Source organism: Hyphomonas neptunium ATCC 15444 (assembly GCF_000013025.1).
Classification (GTDB): domain Bacteria; phylum Pseudomonadota; class Alphaproteobacteria; order Caulobacterales; family Hyphomonadaceae; genus Hyphomonas; species Hyphomonas neptunia.
This window is the reverse complement of record NC_008358.1, coordinates 1,812,085-1,829,215: the sequence shown is the minus strand read 5'-3', so window position 1 is coordinate 1,829,215 and position 17,131 is coordinate 1,812,085. Positions and strand designations below refer to the sequence as shown.

At 56.0% G+C, this 17,131-nt stretch carries 16 protein-coding genes; 2 read left to right on the top strand and 14 right to left on the bottom strand.

Going from position 1 to position 17,131, the window contains the following annotated elements; translation table 11 throughout:
• The first annotated feature begins 60 nt into the window (after positions 1 to 60).
• Both gltX and HNE_RS08800 read left to right on the top strand, forming a co-directional pair.
• The gene (gene gltX, locus HNE_RS08805; RefSeq protein ID WP_011646787.1) at positions 61 to 1,521 is read left to right on the top strand and encodes a glutamate--tRNA ligase; all 1,461 of its coding nucleotides are present in this window, start codon (positions 61 to 63) and stop codon (positions 1,519 to 1,521) included.
• A 47-nt stretch (positions 1,522 to 1,568) separates the two neighbouring features.
• Positions 1,569 to 2,873: a citrate synthase gene (locus tag HNE_RS08800; protein WP_011646786.1), complete on the top strand. Its 1,305-nt coding sequence runs from the start codon at positions 1,569 to 1,571 to the stop codon at positions 2,871 to 2,873.
• Here the strand turns inward: HNE_RS08800 and HNE_RS08795 are convergent.
• From HNE_RS08795 to rpsB, 14 genes are all read right to left on the bottom strand, one after another.
• Positions 2,863 to 4,035, bottom strand: a complete 1,173-nt coding sequence (locus HNE_RS08795) for a lipid-A-disaccharide synthase (RefSeq protein ID WP_011646785.1) — start codon at positions 4,033 to 4,035, stop codon at positions 2,863 to 2,865. The genes HNE_RS08800 and HNE_RS08795 overlap by 11 nt on opposite strands.
• On the bottom strand, positions 4,032 to 4,880 hold the full coding sequence (locus HNE_RS08790) for an LpxI family protein (protein WP_011646784.1): 849 nt from the start codon (positions 4,878 to 4,880) through the stop codon (positions 4,032 to 4,034). Before HNE_RS08790 ends, HNE_RS08795 begins: the two co-directional genes overlap by 4 nt.
• A gap of 1 nt (position 4,881) precedes the next feature.
• Positions 4,882 to 5,676, bottom strand: a complete 795-nt coding sequence (lpxA, locus tag HNE_RS08785; RefSeq protein WP_011646783.1) for an acyl-ACP--UDP-N-acetylglucosamine O-acyltransferase — start codon at positions 5,674 to 5,676, stop codon at positions 4,882 to 4,884.
• Between the two features lie 39 nt (positions 5,677 to 5,715).
• Entirely contained in the window at positions 5,716 to 6,732 is a 1,017-nt protein-coding gene (gene lpxD / locus HNE_RS08780) for a UDP-3-O-(3-hydroxymyristoyl)glucosamine N-acyltransferase (protein WP_011646782.1), read from the bottom strand.
• A gap of 12 nt (positions 6,733 to 6,744) precedes the next feature.
• Complete coding sequence (locus HNE_RS08775) at positions 6,745 to 7,341, bottom strand: OmpH family outer membrane protein (RefSeq protein ID WP_011646781.1); 597 nt, start codon at positions 7,339 to 7,341, stop codon at positions 6,745 to 6,747.
• A 32-nt stretch (positions 7,342 to 7,373) separates the two neighbouring features.
• Positions 7,374 to 9,938: an outer membrane protein assembly factor BamA gene (gene bamA / locus HNE_RS08770; RefSeq protein ID WP_011646780.1), complete on the bottom strand. Its 2,565-nt coding sequence runs from the start codon at positions 9,936 to 9,938 to the stop codon at positions 7,374 to 7,376.
• A gap of 36 nt (positions 9,939 to 9,974) precedes the next feature.
• Entirely contained in the window at positions 9,975 to 11,138 is a 1,164-nt protein-coding gene (locus HNE_RS08765; protein ID WP_011646779.1) for a M50 family metallopeptidase, read from the bottom strand.
• 4 nt (positions 11,139 to 11,142) lie between these two features.
• On the bottom strand, positions 11,143 to 12,336 hold the full coding sequence (gene dxr, locus HNE_RS08760; protein WP_011646778.1) for a 1-deoxy-D-xylulose-5-phosphate reductoisomerase: 1,194 nt from the start codon (positions 12,334 to 12,336) through the stop codon (positions 11,143 to 11,145).
• Positions 12,337 to 12,342: 6 nt separating this feature from the next.
• A complete protein-coding gene (locus tag HNE_RS08755; protein WP_011646777.1) occupies positions 12,343 to 13,161 on the bottom strand; it encodes a phosphatidate cytidylyltransferase in 819 nt (272 codons plus the stop codon).
• Positions 13,161 to 13,919, bottom strand: coding sequence for an isoprenyl transferase (locus HNE_RS08750; RefSeq protein WP_011646776.1), 759 nt, complete (start codon positions 13,917 to 13,919; stop codon positions 13,161 to 13,163). The genes HNE_RS08755 and HNE_RS08750 overlap by 1 nt, the downstream gene beginning before the upstream one ends.
• Positions 13,919 to 14,473 carry a ribosome recycling factor gene (gene frr, locus HNE_RS08745; protein WP_011646775.1) on the bottom strand — a complete coding sequence of 185 codons (555 nt, stop codon included), beginning with the start codon at positions 14,471 to 14,473 and terminating at the stop codon, positions 13,919 to 13,921. The genes HNE_RS08750 and frr overlap by 1 nt, the downstream gene beginning before the upstream one ends.
• The gene (gene pyrH / locus HNE_RS08740; RefSeq protein ID WP_011646774.1) at positions 14,470 to 15,225 is read right to left on the bottom strand and encodes a UMP kinase; all 756 of its coding nucleotides are present in this window, start codon (positions 15,223 to 15,225) and stop codon (positions 14,470 to 14,472) included. The genes frr and pyrH overlap by 4 nt, the downstream gene beginning before the upstream one ends.
• Positions 15,226 to 15,335: 110 nt before the next feature.
• A complete protein-coding gene (gene tsf / locus HNE_RS08735; RefSeq protein ID WP_011646773.1) occupies positions 15,336 to 16,241 on the bottom strand; it encodes a translation elongation factor Ts in 906 nt (301 codons plus the stop codon).
• 38 nt (positions 16,242 to 16,279) lie between these two features.
• Positions 16,280 to 17,071, bottom strand: coding sequence for a 30S ribosomal protein S2 (rpsB, locus tag HNE_RS08730; protein WP_011646772.1), 792 nt, complete (start codon positions 17,069 to 17,071; stop codon positions 16,280 to 16,282).
• Between the last annotated feature and the right edge of the window lie 60 nt (positions 17,072 to 17,131).

Below are 17,131 nucleotides of genomic sequence, written 5' to 3'. Positions count from 1 at the left end.
TCCTCGTGTTTGACCACCCCATCAGCGGCCACAGCGCCGGTTAGTCGGAGCGTGCCACGGATGTCCGTTGTTACTCGGTTTGCCCCATCCCCAACGGGAATGCTGCATATTGGAGGGGCTCGGACCGCACTTTTCAACTATTTGTTTGCGCGCCGGAATGGTGGCCGCTTTCTTCTGAGGATTGAGGATACGGATCGGGAGCGCTCCACCCAGGAGGCGACGGATGCAATTCTCGACGCCATGGAATGGCTTGGCCTGACACCCGACGAGCCACCGGTCATGCAATCTGCTCAAGTGGACCGGCACGCCGCCGTTGCCCATGACATGGTCGCGCGCGGCACGGCATTCCGCTGCTACGTGACGCCTGAGGAGCTCCAGGCGCGCCGGGATCTTGGTGAAGAGAAGCGCCAGGCTGCAAAGCAGGAAGGTATCAGCGATGCCGAGAAAGAGGCGCTCCTGGCAGAAGCCTCGCAACTGCTCGCTCCCTTCCGGTCGCCCTACAGGGATGGCGCCTCGCCGCCTTCACCGGATGCGCCCTTCACTGTTCGCCTCCGCGCACCGGAAAGCGGACCGCGCACCGTTGAAGATGGCGTGCAAGGCACCGTGACAATTGACGCCTCCGAGATTGATGACCTCGTCATGCTCCGCGCCGATGGCACACCGACCTATATGCTCGCCGTCGTCGTTGATGATCACGACATGGGAATCACTCATGTCATCCGGGGCGACGATCACCTCCGGAACACCTTCCGCCAGGTGCCGATCTACGAGGCGATGGGCTGGAGCGTTCCCAACTTCTCGCATGTGCCTATGATTCATGGAAACGACGGCGCAAAGCTGTCCAAGCGCCATGGCGCGCTCTCTACCACGGCGTATCGCGACATGGGCTATCTGCCCGAGGCGATGAAAGCCTATCTCCTGCGCCTTGGCTGGAGCCATGGGGATCAGGAGATATTCACGGATGAAGAGGCGGTCCAGGTTTTCGACGTAAGCGGCATCAACAAAGCGCCTGCCCGCCTGGATCTGGACAAGCTGGCAACGGTGAATGCGCATTTCATGCGTCTGGCAGCAGACGAGCGGCTGTTTGACCTGATTTGTCCAGTTTTGTCCAAGAATTGTTCGTTGAGTGACGCGGAAGTCGCTCGCATTCGCGCAGCTCTTCCCCACATGAAAGATCGCGGCTCAACGCTCATTGAACTGGCCAACGCGTTCGCCTTCCTCTACGCAAAGCGGCCGCTCGAACTGAACAAAAATGCCGTTAAAGCCTTGTCGGATGAAGGAAAACTTCGTCTTAAGGGACTATATGATGATCTGCAGCGAATGTCGCAGTGGTCAGGCGCTAGCATTTCGGAAACGATAAAGTCATATTGCGCCGCAACAGGCCTATCGATGGGGCAGATAGGCCCGCCACTCAGAGCCGCACTTACCGGCGGACTTCCAGCACCGGACCTTGCTCCGGTCATGGATTGGCTCGGCCGGGAAGAAACGCTCGCAAGAATTGATGACCAACTCGCCGGCTGACACGCAAGCCAAAGCCGGCCAACAAACATGAACAGGGTTAGAGGCTGATGGAAAACAAGGTTAAAGACGCTGGTACGGCCAAACTTGAAGTCGGCGGTAAAACAGTCAGTTTGCCGGTCTATTCTGGCACGCACGGTCCAAACGTAATCGACATCCGTAAGCTTTATGCTGAAGTCGATCATTTCACGCTCGACCCCGGCTTCACGTCGACAGGTAGCTGCGAGAGCCAGATTACGTTCATCGACGGTGATGAAGGCATTCTGCTGCACCGGGGCTATCCGATTGAGCAGCTCGCCGAAAAGTCGAGCTATCTGGAGCTCTGCTATCTGCTACTCAATGGCGAGCTGCCCACCAAGGATGAGTACGAAGCCTTCGGCAAGGACGTGCGTCAGCACACGCTTCTTCACACACAGCAGGATCGCTTCTTCGACGGGTTCCGGCGCGACAGCCACCCGATGGCGATGCTGACCGGCGCAGTTGGCGCCATGGCGGCCTTTTACCCCGGCGCAATGGGCAATGAAGATCCTGAGGAGCGTCGCCGCGACTCCATCCGGCTTGTCGCGAAGATGCCGACAATTGCAGCGCGCTGCATGAAGTACAATCTCGGACAGAAGTTCGTGGACCCGCAGAACCGCCTGTCCTACTCAGAAAACTTCCTGAACATGTGCTTCTCCGTGAGCGCGGAAGACTATGAAGTGAACCCGGTTCTTGCGCGTGCGATGGACCGCTTCTTCATGCTTCATGCGGACCATGAACAGAACGCGTCTACGTCCACCGTTCGCCTGGTCGCGTCTTCGGGCGCGCACCCCTTCGCCGCGATTGCGGCCGGTGTGGCAAGCCTCTGGGGCCCCAGCCATGGCGGCGCCAACGAAGCGGCATTGCGTCAGCTTCGCGAGATCGGCGACATCAGCAACGTTCCGGACTTCGTGAAGAAGGTAAAGGACAAGTCGAGCGGTGTCCGCTTGATGGGCTTTGGCCACCGGGTTTACAAAAACTACGACCCGCGCGCGAAAGTCATGCAGAAAACCGCTCACGAGGTGCTCGACGCGCTCGACCTTCGCGACCATCCGCTGCTCAAAGTTGCAATGGAACTTGAGCGGATTGCCCTTCAGGATGAGTACTTCGTTGCGAAGAAACTTTACCCCAACGTCGATTTCTATTCGGGTATTATTCTCGAAGCGATGGGCTTCCCGACCAAGATGTTCACCGTCCTGTTTGCCGTGGCGCGGACCGTGGGCTGGGTCGCTCAGATGAACGAGATGCTCGAAGATCCGAGCCAGAAAATCGGCCGTCCTCGCCAGATCTATACCGGCGCCGCAATGCGCGACTATACGGCAATGACTAGCCGCTAGTTTTTACGGACTTCAGTTCATCAATTATGGCCCCGGCTGCGCGCGTCGCTGTCGGGGCCTCTGTTTTTATGAGCTGTTTCAAAGCAACGGCTTGGATTGCGCGCTGATTTTTCAGCGCGTCCGGTTCACTTATCCAGTGAAGGGCTTTTTCCGCTATCAGAGTAGGCTGCTGCCTCGTCTGGACGAATTCTGGAACGATTTCCGCGTCATCATTCAGGATGTTGAGCAGGGTTATGTGGGTCTTTTTGTAGAGCAGCCCTCGCGCAAGGGCCCAGGTTATCCAACCCGTCTTGTAGGCGACGATCATAGGCGTCCCCTGCATAGCGACCTCGCTGGTTACGGTGCCGGAGCAAGCTAGAACGATGTCCACGCCGGCCATCGCGTCGAAGCGCTCCCGGCCCTCAGACAGCAATTCAAATTCAGCGGCCACTTCGGGAAATGTTTGCCGAAAGACATCCGCTACATTTTCAGCGGGTTGAATGAATAACCGGATAGAAGGGGCCGCGCGTTTCGCGATGACAGCGGCTTCGATCAGCGCTGGCGCTACCTTAGAAATCTCGCTGCGCCGGCTGCCAGGAAGGATGAGCAGAGCGATGTCTGTCGCTTTGAGACTATGCCGTTGGCGAAAGCCTTCCCGATCTCCTTGCCCCCCACGAAAGAGCGCGGGATTGCCGATAACCGTCGTTCTCAGGCCATAGGGCTCATAGTAGGGCACCTCTATGTCATGCATGCAGAGCAAATGATCTACGGTGGCTGCCAGCGTCTTCGCGCGCCCGGAGCGCGTCGCCCAAACTTGCGGACCAATCAGTTTAACCAGTCGAATGTGGGGAGCTTTTGCCCTTATGCGCTGGGCAAGCCGGAGCATGAACCCCCAGGAATCCACCAGGACCACAACTTTTGGATTTGCGCTTACTATATGGTCGGCCGCTTCATCGGCTAGCCTGACCACATCGCCGTAGGCTCTGATTCCCTCAAAGAGGCCAAGGATGGAAAGAGGAGAGATGTCTACTGGCGAATGAATGCCAATGGACTCGAGCTCTGCGCCTCCAATGCCTCTAAGCGTCAAGGTGGGGTGAAGGCGCCGGATTTCTTCAATGACCTCGCGTGCGAGCAGATCGCCAGATGCTTCTGCCGCAACAAAGTATATGTCCGCGACACTCACGGCAGACCCAGCTCTGCCGGAAAGCCGAAAATAAAAATTCCAAGCTCGGCGGCACGCTGTTCCATCAACGGCCGATTGAGCATCAAGGCCCCGCCCTGCTCAATCGCAATGCCGGCCAACCCCGCAGCAGCGGCTAGCTCAACAGTTGAAACGCCCGTAGTTGGAAGGTCTATACGGCGCTCCTGGACAGGCTTGGGCCGTTTAACTAGCACGCCCCGACGCGCTTCCGGCTGGCCGCGAATTGCTTCAGGCAAGCCAGCGCAGCGGCGGAGCATTTCATCGGTCCCCTCCTGCGCCTCAACGGCGAGGACAAGACCGTCGCACACAACACATCCCTGCCCGATATCAAGTGCGCCTGCCGCGGCGGCCACCTTGGCGCCTGTTTCAACGTCTTGCAGCATGGACTCACTGGGAGCTGGCCCTGCGATAAGCCCTCCGGGCGCGATCAATTGCGCGTGGGCAGCGTCGCTGCCGATTACGTGGAAGCCATGTTTTTCAAATTCGGTCACGAGCACCCGCAAAAGTGCATCATCGCCTTTTCTCGCCTCAGCGATGACCCTTGGGAGCAGCGCAATACCTCGAAGGTCCAATTTCAGGTTCTTGAAGTCCGGCCGGCTGACATTACCCGCAAATACCACTTCCTTGCAGCCCGCAGCCTTCAGACGGTCCACGACAGCGCCAATTTCACCGAGACCGACGATGCTGCCCTGGAACTTTTCCAGTCCAGGCTCCTCAAAACCCTTCAGACGCAGGACATAAACACCCTGCCCCGTTGCTACAGCATTCTCAGCAATTGCGACCGGCAATTCTCCCAATCCTGCGATGAGACCCAAAGGCTCGCGCATGTCATTCCGCCGGTTTGCAAATGGGGCGATCTCTGCCCTCCAGAATGAAATTGATAAGTTCCATTGCCAAGGGTTTCCCCGCGTATTCCGCGGCCGCCTGAGCCAGCCTATCCTTGAACAGACCGTTTCCTTCAAACACGGCCTTATAAGCTGACCGAATTTCGTGGAGATCGGATTTGCTAAATCCTCGCCGCTTCAAACCAACGATGTTGAGTCCCGAAAGTTTTGCGTGGTTGCCCACCACCGACCCGAATGGAATGACATCCTCAACGACAATCGCGCCGCCGCCGATGAAGGCATTCCGGCCAATGCGGCTGAATTGATGCACGGCGGCCAACCCTCCAAACCAGACATTGTCGCCAACGGTGATATGGCCCGCCAAGGACACATTATTTGCCATCACCACGTTGTTTCCAATTATGCAGTCGTGAGCGATATGAGCCCCAATCATGATGTAGCAGGCGGTTCCGACTTTGGTCAGCCCTCCATGTTTTGGTATTCCCGTATGGGCTGTTGCGTATTCACGGAAGACGCTGCCAGCGCCGACCTCAAGCATGGAATCGGGTGTTTCCCGCATTCCCAGAACCTGCGGACCACACCCGAGGACGGCATGGGGATAAAGCAGGCAATTGGAGCCGACCTTCGTATGTCCGACAACGGACGCATGCGAAATGAGCTCAGTGCCAGCGCCCAACTCGGCCATGGCTCCCACATGGCAGAATGGGCCGATCCGCACGCCATCATGGAGAATGGCACCGCTTTCAACGACGGCCGTGGAGTGCACCTCAACGCTCATCGAGAGGCCTTTCCTCATTTCGAGACAGGTAATTGCCCGTCAATTGCTTTTCTTGGGGTTGGCCTGTTTTTGCAACCATGCGACTTCCCGCATCCACTGCCTTATCGGCTTTGCGGGTGTACCGCCCCAGGTTTCCCCACTGTCCACATCCCTGAAAAGCCCGGCAGACGCGGCAAGGCTCACGCGGTCGCCAACCTTGACATGATCGGCGATGCCAACCCTGCCGCCAAGCATAGATCCATCTCCAACCCGGACCGAACCAGAGATACCGCCGAAGGCGGCAACGATAACGCCCCTGCCCAAGACAACATTGTGGGCGATCTGGCAGAGATTATCGATCTTCGTCCGCTCGCCGATGATCGTATCTTCGAAAACGCCCCGGTCGATGCAGCTGTTTGCGCCAATCGTTACATGATCCTGGATGATGACGCGGCCAAAATGGGGAGAATCTTCAGCGCCTTGAGGCCCGACCAGCACACCGAAACCGGTTTCACCAATTCTGGCACCCGCCAAGATTGTAACCTGATCACCGACCAAGGCGCAATGAATCGAGGCGTTTGCGCCGATGGATGTATTTCGGCCAATCTGAACGCCTGGACCAATCACTGCGTTTGCGCCGATGACCGCGCCCTCGCCAACCGCCGCCCCAGGGCCAATAACAGCTCCCGGCTGAACGATCGCATTGGCGTGGATTTGCGCCAGCGCTGAGACGAGCTCGTGTCCCGCTCCCATCAAGTGCCGGGGCCTAAAAAGTGATGAAGCGATTGCGCTGTGGGCATTTCTTGGGAACGCAGTTTCCAGCACGCCCACGCCCTCGGGAATGAAATGCTTCATTTCAGCCGCGACAAACACTGCCGCCAGGCTGGGACTGATAGTAGGTTGGCGTTTTCCATCACCTTCGATGAAGGCGATCTCGGCGGCCTTCGCATTGGCCGCCGACGCTATTCCAGAAATCACCTGATTGGGCTTACCCGCAAGGTTGCTCCCAGTCCGGCCAGCAATCTCTTCCAGCGTCAATGCCCCCAATGGCGCGTAGAATCGACTGTCGACCGTCACTGTGATGCCCCGTTAGTTGCCGCCTTGGGGCGCCGCTGGCAGCTTCTGACGGGTAACCGCAATAGCTGTCGTCTTGGCGTCGAGTTTTTGAATGACCGAAGCCGTGCCATCAATAGCATCAGCGGAGAACACAACTTGGCTCTTCAAGAGAACCACTTGAGCGCCCTTCTCACGGATGACTTCTGTAAGAACAGGGTCGAGAGCGTTGTTGAAGTCGATAATCGCTTTTTCTGCGGTCATCGCGTACTCGCGTTCGGCAACGGCGCGCTTCTGATTGAGCTCGTTATTCTTCTTCTGAAAGGCTGCAAGCTCATTTACGAGAGCGGTATCCGCAGCAATTGCTTCACGGGTCTTGCCTTCAAGCTTGGGCTGAAGCGCCTGGATTTCCGTTTCGAGCGATTTACGAGTGGGCTCAATCTCGTTGTTGATCTGCTTTTCGATATTCTGAAGCTTGGTCTGGATGTCCTTGCCAGCTTTACTGTCGAGGAAGATCTTGTTGTCGTCGATAACCATTACGACCGAGCCTTGCGCGTGAGCCGACTGGAATGCCGGCAGCGAAACAGCCGCAGCCAGCATCACGGCGGCAACGAAAGTTCTGAAGATTGACATAGTTAGTTCGTCCTACTCTGGGGCTTGCGATATTAGAACCGCGTTGAGGTCGAGAACCGGAAGGTTTCCGTCCTGTCGTAATCCTCCTTGCGGAGAATATGCGAGAAGTCGAAGCGGATGGGACCGAATGGAGAATCCCAAAACACGCTTATACCGGCAGATGCGCGAAGCGCCGCCGCGTCTTTTGTTGTTCGAATGGCGGTGACGCCCGGATAACCGAAGGGCCCGCCATCTTCGAGGATGACCGTGCTCCCCTTATCAACATCTTCAAGCAGACCCAGAGATCCCACGTCGAGGAACAAGGCGCTCTTGATGCCATATTCTTCGGGAACGAAATTGGGGACAGTCAGCTCAAACGTACCCTGATAATATGCATTTCCGCCGAGTGAATTAAGTCTCTGAGTGCCCAGCAACTCGCCTGTCGCCGGATCAATGAGACGAAGGATTTCGCGTGGCCCAAGGCCCGCCACATCAAATCCGCGGAACGTGCTGCCCCCGCGGAAGAAGCGATTGTTGATTCGAACGCCTTGCTCTTCATCAAGAGGCACAACCAAGCCGCCGGAGAAGTTGGCGCTTGCTACCACATCGCGCCAAATTCCACGGTAGAAAGACGCACCAGTCTCAGTACGGATATATTTCACGTCTCCGCCCAAGCCGGCCAGATCCTGACTGAAGCGCAGATTAAAACCTCGGGTTGGCGAAATGGGATCATTGGTTTGATCCCAGAAGAAATCGTATCCAACGATGCTGGAAATATCGCTACGCTCAGAACGGCAAATTGTATTTCTAAGCACGTATCCAGGGTTACAGATATCAACGACCGCCTCACCTGGCCCTTCATCGCCGGGTTCCGGTAGCCGGTATATATCGTCCGAAAGATCGTTTGGGGTATCCTGACCGGCAATCTGCGTTCGTGTGCGAACGAGCATCCCATTCGAGTCGATGACGATGTTCTGATCCGCAATGCTCACATCGTCTGTCTGAAGACGATAACGGACACCCATTTGCATGCGGTCCGTCAGGGGGAATGCCATACGCACACCGCCGCCAATCGTTTCGCTGGTAAAGCCTGTGTACTCTTCAAAATCCTGCCGGGTGGCGAACAGGTCCACACCAGCGGAAAGGTTACGATCGAGGAAGCGTGGCTCAGTGAACCGAAGGTCCACAATCTGTTGACGGCTGGAGAGCGACGTTCTGGCAACAACAGACTGGCCACGCCCCCGTAGGTTTCGCTGAGATGCGCTGAGATCGAACAGGTAAGCATCAACGGAAGAGAAGCCGGCCGCGAACGACAGTTCGCCTGTCGATTGCTCTTTTACCTTGATATCCACGATGGTTCTGTCGGGTTGCTCGCTGGGTGTCTCGACTACTTCAACATCCTCGAAGAAGCCCAACGCGCGGACGCGGTTACGAGACCTGTCGAGCAGAATTCGGTTGAATGCATCACCTTCGGACAACCGCAATTCCCGGCGGATCACGCGGTCCAGTGTCTGCGTGTTTCCAACAATGTTGATCCGGTCGATGTAAACACGTGGGCCCTCATCGATAGCGAACGTAATATCTATGCGGCCGGTTTCTTCATTGACACTGATTTGTGGGCGGACATCTACGAAAGCGTAGCCCGCCACGCCCGCTGCGTATGTCAGGCTATCGATCGTCGCCTCAATCTGATTTCCGCGAAAAAGATCCCCCTCCGTGATCGGAACAACTGCGCGAAGAACGTCAGCGTCGAGTTTTTCCAGCGCGGTCTCTACTTTGATTGCCCCGAAATCGTATTGGCGTCCCTCGTCTACCGTATACGTTATGTAGAAGTCTTTCTGGTCTGGAGCGAGCTCCGCGACTGCAGATGTAACGCGGAAATCGTAGTAGCCGTTGTTTTGATAGAACTCGCGCAGCTGCTCACGGTCATATTCCAATCGATTGGAATCGTAGTTGTCGTTTGAGCTGAAAAAGCGCCAGAGGCGTGATTGTTTTGTTACAATCTCGCTGCGCAGCCTTGAATCGGAATATGCCTTGTTGCCGATGAAGTTGATCGACCGGACCCCGGTAACGGGCCCTTCCGTAACTTCAAAAATCAAGTCAACGCGGTTTTGCTCCAAAGGCTTGTATTGCGGCTCTACCTTGGCAGCAAATCTGCCGGACCGGCGATAGAGCTCCATGATCCGCTGCACGTCTGACTGAACGCGCGCGGCAGTAAAGATACCCCGCGGCGCGGCCTGAATTTCTTCACGCAGCTTGTCGTCTTTCAAAGCCCGATTACCTTCGAAGATAACCCGGTTAATGATCGGGTTTTCGACAACTTGAATAACCAGGTCATTTCCGCGGCGATCAATCGATACATCCGCAAACAGATTTGTCGCGAAAAGCGTTTTCAGCGAAAGGTCAATTCTGTCGGGATCAAATGCATCTCCGGGTTCCACAAGGAGGTAGGACTGAACGGTACGTGCCTCAATGCGCTGATTACCTTCGACCAGGATGGTTCTGATCGTTCCGCCATAGAGAGCGTCCTCTTGCGCACTTGCAGTGAGGCCAAAGCCGCTCACTCCCAAACCAAGAGCACTCGTCGCAAGAATAGTGGCCGCGAGGAACTTAAGCATTATGGATATCACTCTCCGTACCGGGCTGACAGATTGTCAGCCGCCTCCCCGTCCAAACACGCCCGTTTCAATCACATCTCCCCATGTGATAACCACCACCATAAGCAGCAGAAGAAAGACGCTCGCTCTCAATGCGAACGCTTCCACTTGGCTGGGCATTTTTGAACCCGTGAACGCTTCGTATGCATGAAAGACCACACGACCGCCATCCAGAACAGGCAGTGGCAAAAGGTTGAAAAAGCCCACGCCCACTGAAACCGCAGCGCAAACACTCATGAGCATCCAGAACAGCTGCTCAGTCTTTTGCCAAGACGTCAGTTGCGTCTGTTCCATTACGCGATTGACCGCGCGGCGAGATATATCGCCGACCCCAACGGGCCCAGACATCGCATGAACTGACATGTTTCCGGTTGCGATCCGGCTCAACATCTTAACGGTCTGATCTATTGTTCGCCCGGTCTGGGCGGTGCCCTCAACCAGCGAGCCAATAGGGCCATATGTTACGCGCTCGATGAACTTGGAATGCACCAAACTGAAGCCTGCGGTGCTCTGAGGAACGACCTGGCCGAACTCGTTCGGGCGCACAATTTCTCGCGGAATTACGTCCAGGTTCAATTCCTGTCCATTTCTGTCAACATTGAACCGCATTGCCTTATTCGGACTGACCAACACCATCATCGTTGCGTCCGCGCCCGTCAGGATCGGCCGCCCATTGATTTCACGGATGATGTCGCCTGGCAGGAGCCCCGCTTCTTCAGCGGGCATTCCCTCACCTATATGCGTGATTTGAACCTCAAACTTCGGTGATCCAAATACACCATAAGCCAACGCGAAGATCAGTGTCGCAAGCACGAAGTTGGCAAACGGCCCAGCCAAACTGACCACAATTTTCGGAATCGGCTTCAGCTCGTCGAATGATATGCCCGCAATGCCTTGGGCAGTTTCATCATCAGCTTTGGCGCTGGCAGGAAGAAAACTGACAAACCCACCCAGCGGAATCCAGTTGACGCGCCATCTGGTGCCGCGCCTGTCGCGGCGCTCGAAAAGCGGCTTGCCAAATCCAACTGAAAAAGACTCGATGGCCACACCATAGAGCCGGGCAGCCAGATAGTGCCCAAATTCGTGGATCACAACGACAATGCCCATCATGAAGATCAGGCAGAAAAGGAAGAGTGGCCCCTGGCTTAGAATCTGATCCACTCGATCATCCTCCCGCCCGGCTTGGGGCATTGTTTAGCCATTGAGACACTAGGAACCGTCCGTACCGGCTTATTTCTGCTATTTCTTCAAGCGTTTCGCATTTGCTAGAGGCAAAATTACCTGATGAAAAGCGCTCCAATGCGGCTTCGACCAATCTGCTGATGTCAAGGAAGCCGCATTCACCAGCTATGAACGCTGAAACAGCTGCTTCATTAGCGCAATTTAATACCACTCTGGCAGCCGGGCCGGCGCCCATTGCCTCGCGAGCCAGCCGAATTGAAGCAAATCGCTCTTCATCGACTTCAAAAAATTCCAGATTCGAAATCTGCGCAAGATTGAGTCGGTCGACAGTGGTGGGAATTCGATCTGGCCATCCAAGAGCATAAGAAATCGGAGTCCTCATGTCCGGACACCCAAGCTGAGCGATGACCGAACCATCGTCGAAATGGGCCATGCCATGGATGATTGACTGAGGGTGGACCAATACGTTGATGTGGTCCGCGGCGACGTCAAAAAGGACTGCCGCTTCTATGAATTCCAAGGCCTTATTCATCAACGATGCGCTGTCGATTGAATTTTTGATACCCATGGACCAGACGGGATGGGCCGCCGCTTGAGCTGGTGTGGCCGTTGCCATCTGCTCCAGCGACCAATTGCGGAAAGGCCCCCCAGATGCGGTGATGGTCAGGTTTTCCAGGCTGCGCCCATCACCGATGCATTGGAAAATGGCACTATGTTCCGAATCAACGGGAAAAATGCGGGCTCCAGACTGCCGGGCTTCGCCGAGCATAAGCTGACCGCCGCATACAATGCTCTCCTTGTTTGCGATCGCGATGTCGTTGCCAGCCTTTATGGCCGCCAAAGTCGAACCAAGGCCGGCGGCGCCCACAATTGCCGCCAAAACACGGTCACAGGGGCGCGCAGCGGCCTCATTTAACGCCCCCTCGCCTGCAGCAACTTCGATGCCGGACCCCGCCAGCAAGGCTGCGAGCTCCACCTTGCGACTTTCATCAGCAATTACAGCAATTTTCGGCTTCAGTTTCAGCGCCTGACTCGCCAAGCCCTCCACGTCCCGGCCCGCTGCAAGTGCCTCAACAGAAAATTCGGCGGCGCCTGTTTCATTCGCATTGCAAATGACGTCGATCGCGGACCGCCCGATTGAGCCTGTTGAGCCGAAGATGGAAACCTTGCGCACCATGGAGCCTCAAAGCCCCAGCGCAGTTGCTAAACCGGGGTGAACTGCCAACGCAATGCTTCCTACAACAGCCACAGCGCCCAAACCATCAACTCGATCCAAAAGCCCGCCATGACCAGGCAGAATCCGGCCTGAGTCCTTCACTTTGAACCGCCTTTTGAGTCCGCTTTCAAACAAATCGCCCGCCTGAGCCACTATCGATATTGCAATACCACATGCCATCCAGGCGAAATGGTCGACGCCCTCAATCATAGACGCGAAATAACCACAGATGGCGCACGCCAGAACAGCAGCAATTGCACCACTCCACGTCTTATTCGGGCTTTCTTTGGGGAGCAATTTCGGGCCACCAAATGCCCGGCCGAAGAAATATGCCGCTGCATCAGAGGCCCAGACGAAAGACATGAAATAAAGTGCCGCTGATTGGCCTTCCCACGCCCCCTCGCGAAGCATGTAAAGCCCACCAACCATTGCAAACACGTAGATTACACCGAAGCCCGCAGAGACCCTGGAACGAATACCGGCACGCGCACCAAAGCTGGCCAGGCAGTAGGCGGCGACCGCGATTGCGACGGTCATCTCGGTAAGCTGCAGCGGAAACGACATCGCAAACAAGCCACCCAAGCCGGCTAGCAGGTACTGATTGGATGTTGCGCTCATCGCGCACCATTCCAGCATCATTACAAATGCGAATACGGCACATGCCGTGGCCAACCACCATCCACCCAACCAGACAGCCGCAAGCGCCATCGGGATCAGAATAAATGCGGACACCAGCCGGACGGGAAGTTCGGAAAACCGCCTTTCGGTCGGTGTCCAGTCACCCATCAGCCCCCTCCCGGAGAGACAGCGCCATATCTGCGCTCCCGCTCATTATAGCATTTCAGGGCATCTTCCAGATGGGAGCGTCCAAAGTCGGGCCACAGGACGTCACAAAACAGGAACTCCGCATAGGCCGCCTGCCAAAGCAGAAAGTTGCTGATACGAAATTCTCCACTCGTCCGTATAAGAAGGTCCGGGTCCGGAAGATCGCCGGTATCCAAATACCCAGCGAACTCATTTTCTGTTATATCCGGATCGCGCAGTCCTGATTTAACATCCCGCGCTAAAGCGGAAGCAGCCCGCAAAATTTCGTCACGCGATCCGTAATTGAACGCGATTGTCAGATTAAACTCAGTATTCGTTCTGGTTTCTTCCTCAGCCTTGGACACGAGACTTGCAATGTCCGCTGGCAAACCGGCGCGCTGACCGATAATCCGGATTCGCACTCCCTCATCTTTAAGGCGACTTAGATCTCTCTGCACATAAGCCTTCAGGAGACCGAATAGTGTGTTCACTTCGGCCGCAGGTCGACGCCAGTTTTCTGTCGAAAAAGAAAAGACCGTCAAATAGCGGATACCAAGATCACCCGCTGCATCAACGGTACGCCGGAGCGCCTCGACACCGCGTTCATGTCCCGCAGTACGGGGCAGATGTCTGGCTGTCGCCCAGCGGCCATTTCCATCCATGATAATTGCCACATGCTTTGGGACGACGGGTTGTTGGCCCACCGGAATAGGATTGAGGGGGGCAGAGGCCCGCGACATCAGACCTGCATGATCTCGGCTTCTTTGGCCTTCAGGGCTTCGTCAACACGCTTAACAAACGCATCCGTCAGTTTCTGAACTTCTTCAGTCAGCGCACGGTGACGATCTTCACTGATTTCGCCGTCTTTCTCTGCTTTCTTGAGATCGTCCATTCCATCTCGACGCACATTGCGGACAGCCACCCGCGCAGCTTCGGCATACTTCCCAGCAATTTTGGTCAACTCAACCCGGCGCTCTTCATTGAGCGGAGGGATCGGAATGCGAAGCGTTTGGCCATCCATCACTGGGTTCAAACCAAGACCGGAATCGCGGATTGCCCTGTCGGCCGCGCCAACAACCGTTTTGTCCCAAACATTGACCGAGAGCATTCGGGTATCCGACACGGTCACAGACGCAACCTGACTCAGAGGCGTTACGCCGCCATAGGCCGGGACCTGAATTGAATCGAGAAGGTTCACCGAAGCGCGCCCAGTGCGCAGGCCAGCAAATTCCGACGCCAATGAAGCCAGGGCGCCCTCCATTCTTCGTTCAATATCCTGCTTGCTGTAGCTCATGGCTTCTCTGCTCCCTCTTTGGTGATCGTCGTCGAAGTCCCTCGTCCATAAAGGACATTTAACAGGGAGCCTTCTTCTTTGAGCGAAAATACGACGATTGGAATGTTATTGTCTCTCATCAAACTGACTGCTGACGAGTCCATCACTTTCAAATCCTTGGCGAGAATTTCCTGGTAAGCAACCTGATGGTAGCGCGTCGCTGTAGCGTCCAGCTTCGGATCGGCCGTGTATACACCGTCTACCTGTGTGCCCTTCAGGAGCGCGTCGCAGTTCATTTCAATCGCCCGCAAAGCCGCGCCGGTATCGGTGGTAAAGAATGGATTTCCGATGCCGGCCGCAAAGATTACCACGCGGCCCTTTTCCATGTGCCGATGGGCACGGCGCCGGATATAAGGTTCGCAGATTGCATCCATATTCAGGGCTGATTGGACTCGGGTAGGAACTCCTAGGTTCTCCAGAACGCTTTGCATGGCGAGGGCATTCATAACTGTAGCAAGCATGCCCATGGAGTCAGCCTGGGCGCGCTCCATACCTTTTGCGGCTCCCGCCACTCCCCGGAAGATATTGCCGCCACCGATAACCAGGCATATTTCGGCGCCCGCTTCCCTGGCCTCTGCAATTGCCCGAGCGAATTGCTCACAGGTCGGAATATCGATTCCGAACTGCCCTCCCCCCATCAAGGCTTCACCAGACAGCTTGAGAAGCACACGGCGATATTTCAACTTGTTGGTTTCAGACGCGCCGGACTGCATAATTAGACCTCAATCCCTTGTATTCTGAGCGCTGGATAAAATAATCCCGGCCGCTCCTAGGGGCAGCCGGGATTGTTCAAAGCCCCTCATGGGCTGAAAGGCAAGCCCGATCAGGCGCCTTTTGTGAGTGCAGCGACTTCATCTGCGAAGTTGTCCGCAGCTTTCTCTACCCCTTCACCGAGTTTGTAATGAACAAACCCTTTCAAGGTAGCGCCCTGCTCTTTCAGGAATTCCCCAACCGTTTTGTCTGGGTCCATGATGAAGGGCTGCTCGGCCAGAACGACCTCTTTGTAGAATTTCTGCATGCGGCCAACGATCATCTTTTCAATGACAGCGTCAGGCTTGCCGCTCTCACGAGCTTGCTCGGTCAGTACGCGCTTCTCTGATTCGACAAGCGCCGGATCAAGCTCTTCAGTGGTTGCCGCTGCGGGAGACGTTGCCGCAATGTGCATAGCAACCTTCCGGCCAGCGTCTTCAAGGTCACCCGAACCGTCAAGGGCAACGAGCACACCAACCTTGCCCATACCCGGCACAACAGCGTTGTGGGTATAAGCCGCTACCCGGCCGGTTGCCGAGAGCTTTGCAACACGGCGCAAGGTCATGTTTTCGCCAATTGTAGCGATCATGCGCTTAATCAGATCATCCACGGAGCCTTCACCATCTGGCGAAGCTGCAGCAGAAACCGCCTCAACCGTACCATCCGCCTTCAGGGCAGCGACAGCGATCCCGTCGAGGGACTTCTGGAAAATCTCGTTGCGTGCGACGAAATCGGTTTCAGCATTGAGTTCGACAATCGCGCCGGACTTGCCGTCGTCAGACAACTTGACCGCAACGAGCCCCTCAGCCGCGGCGCGATCAGATTTCTTGGCGGCCTTGGACAGTCCCTTTGCGCGCAGCCACTCAATTGCAGCTGCCTGGTCGCCATTATTTTCGACCAGTGCTTTCTTCGCATCCATCATGCCTGCGCCCGTTTTTTCGCGCAGTTCTTTCACAAGTGCAGCAGTAATCTCAGCCATGAGATTGTTCCTTCATCTTGGGTTGGCAGAAGAAGCGATTAAGCTTCGCCCGCAGCTTCTTCGTCAGCCAGTTTGACATCAGCGTCTGCAAGCGACGCGATGTCGGCGGATGCGCCAAGATCAACGCCCAGGCCCGCTGTTGATTCCGCAAGTCCATCCAGAACCGCATCCGCAAAGAGGTTGCAATAAAGCGAGATCGCGCGAGCCGCGTCATCATTGCCTGGGAAACCAAAGTCGGCATCAGATGGGTTACAATTGGTGTCCAGAACAGCAACGACCGGAATACCGAGCTTGCGTGCCTCTTGAACGGCAATCGCTTCTTTATTCGTGTCGATAACGACGATTGCAGCTGGCAGGCCGCCCATGTCAGCGATACCGCCCAGCGACTTTTGCAGCTTGTCACGGCGGCGCTGCAGGTCGAGCAGCTCTTTCTTGGTCAGGCCAGAGCCGCCACCACTCTCAAACATGGCGTTAAGTTCGCGCAGCTGCTTGATGGAGTTGGAAACTGTGGACCAGTTGGTCAGCGTGCCGCCGAGCCAGCGATGGTTCATGTAATACTGTGCGCAGCGCTGTGCAGCCTCAGCAACGGGCTCCTGAGCCTGACGTTTTGTACCCACGAACAGAACACGGCCGCCCTTGGCGACAGTATCGCGCACAAACACCAGCGACTGGTGCAGCGCGGGAACAGTGTGCGAAAGGTCCATGATGTGGATGCCGGAACGCTCGCCGTAGATGTACGGCTTCATGCGGGGGTTCCAGCGGTGGGTCTGGTGACCAAAGTGAACACCAGCCTCGAGCAACTGACGCATCGAGAAGTCAGGAAGGGCCATCGATTTTCTCCATCCGGTTGGCCGTCGCAGGGGGAACTACGGGAAATCCCGTCGCACCGG

What these genes read in the sequence shown, in the direction of transcription:
- tsf (WP_011646773.1), bottom strand. Translation starts at nt 16,241, where the DNA reads ATGGCTGAGATTACTGCTGCACTTGTGAAAGAACTGCGCGAAAAAACG.
- HNE_RS08800 (WP_011646786.1), top strand. Translation starts at nt 1,569, where the DNA reads ATGGAAAACAAGGTTAAAGACGCTGGTACGGCCAAACTTGAAGTCGGC.
- frr (WP_011646775.1), bottom strand. Translation starts at nt 14,473, where the DNA reads ATGAGCTACAGCAAGCAGGATATTGAACGAAGAATGGAGGGCGCCCTG.
- HNE_RS08790 (WP_011646784.1), bottom strand. Translation starts at nt 4,880, where the DNA reads ATGCGCGAGCCTTTGGGTCTCATCGCAGGATTGGGAGAATTGCCGGTC.
- HNE_RS08755 (WP_011646777.1), bottom strand. Translation starts at nt 13,161, where the DNA reads ATGGGTGACTGGACACCGACCGAAAGGCGGTTTTCCGAACTTCCCGTC.
- bamA (WP_011646780.1), bottom strand. Translation starts at nt 9,938, where the DNA reads ATGCTTAAGTTCCTCGCGGCCACTATTCTTGCGACGAGTGCTCTTGGT.
- lpxA (WP_011646783.1), bottom strand. Translation starts at nt 5,676, where the DNA reads ATGAGCGTTGAGGTGCACTCCACGGCCGTCGTTGAAAGCGGTGCCATT.
- gltX (WP_011646787.1), top strand. Translation starts at nt 61, where the DNA reads ATGTCCGTTGTTACTCGGTTTGCCCCATCCCCAACGGGAATGCTGCAT.
- HNE_RS08775 (WP_011646781.1), bottom strand. Translation starts at nt 7,341, where the DNA reads ATGTCAATCTTCAGAACTTTCGTTGCCGCCGTGATGCTGGCTGCGGCT.
- pyrH (WP_011646774.1), bottom strand. Translation starts at nt 15,225, where the DNA reads ATGCAGTCCGGCGCGTCTGAAACCAACAAGTTGAAATATCGCCGTGTG.
- rpsB (WP_011646772.1), bottom strand. Translation starts at nt 17,071, where the DNA reads ATGGCCCTTCCTGACTTCTCGATGCGTCAGTTGCTCGAGGCTGGTGTT.
- HNE_RS08750 (WP_011646776.1), bottom strand. Translation starts at nt 13,919, where the DNA reads ATGTCGCGGGCCTCTGCCCCCCTCAATCCTATTCCGGTGGGCCAACAA.
- dxr (WP_011646778.1), bottom strand. Translation starts at nt 12,336, where the DNA reads ATGGTGCGCAAGGTTTCCATCTTCGGCTCAACAGGCTCAATCGGGCGG.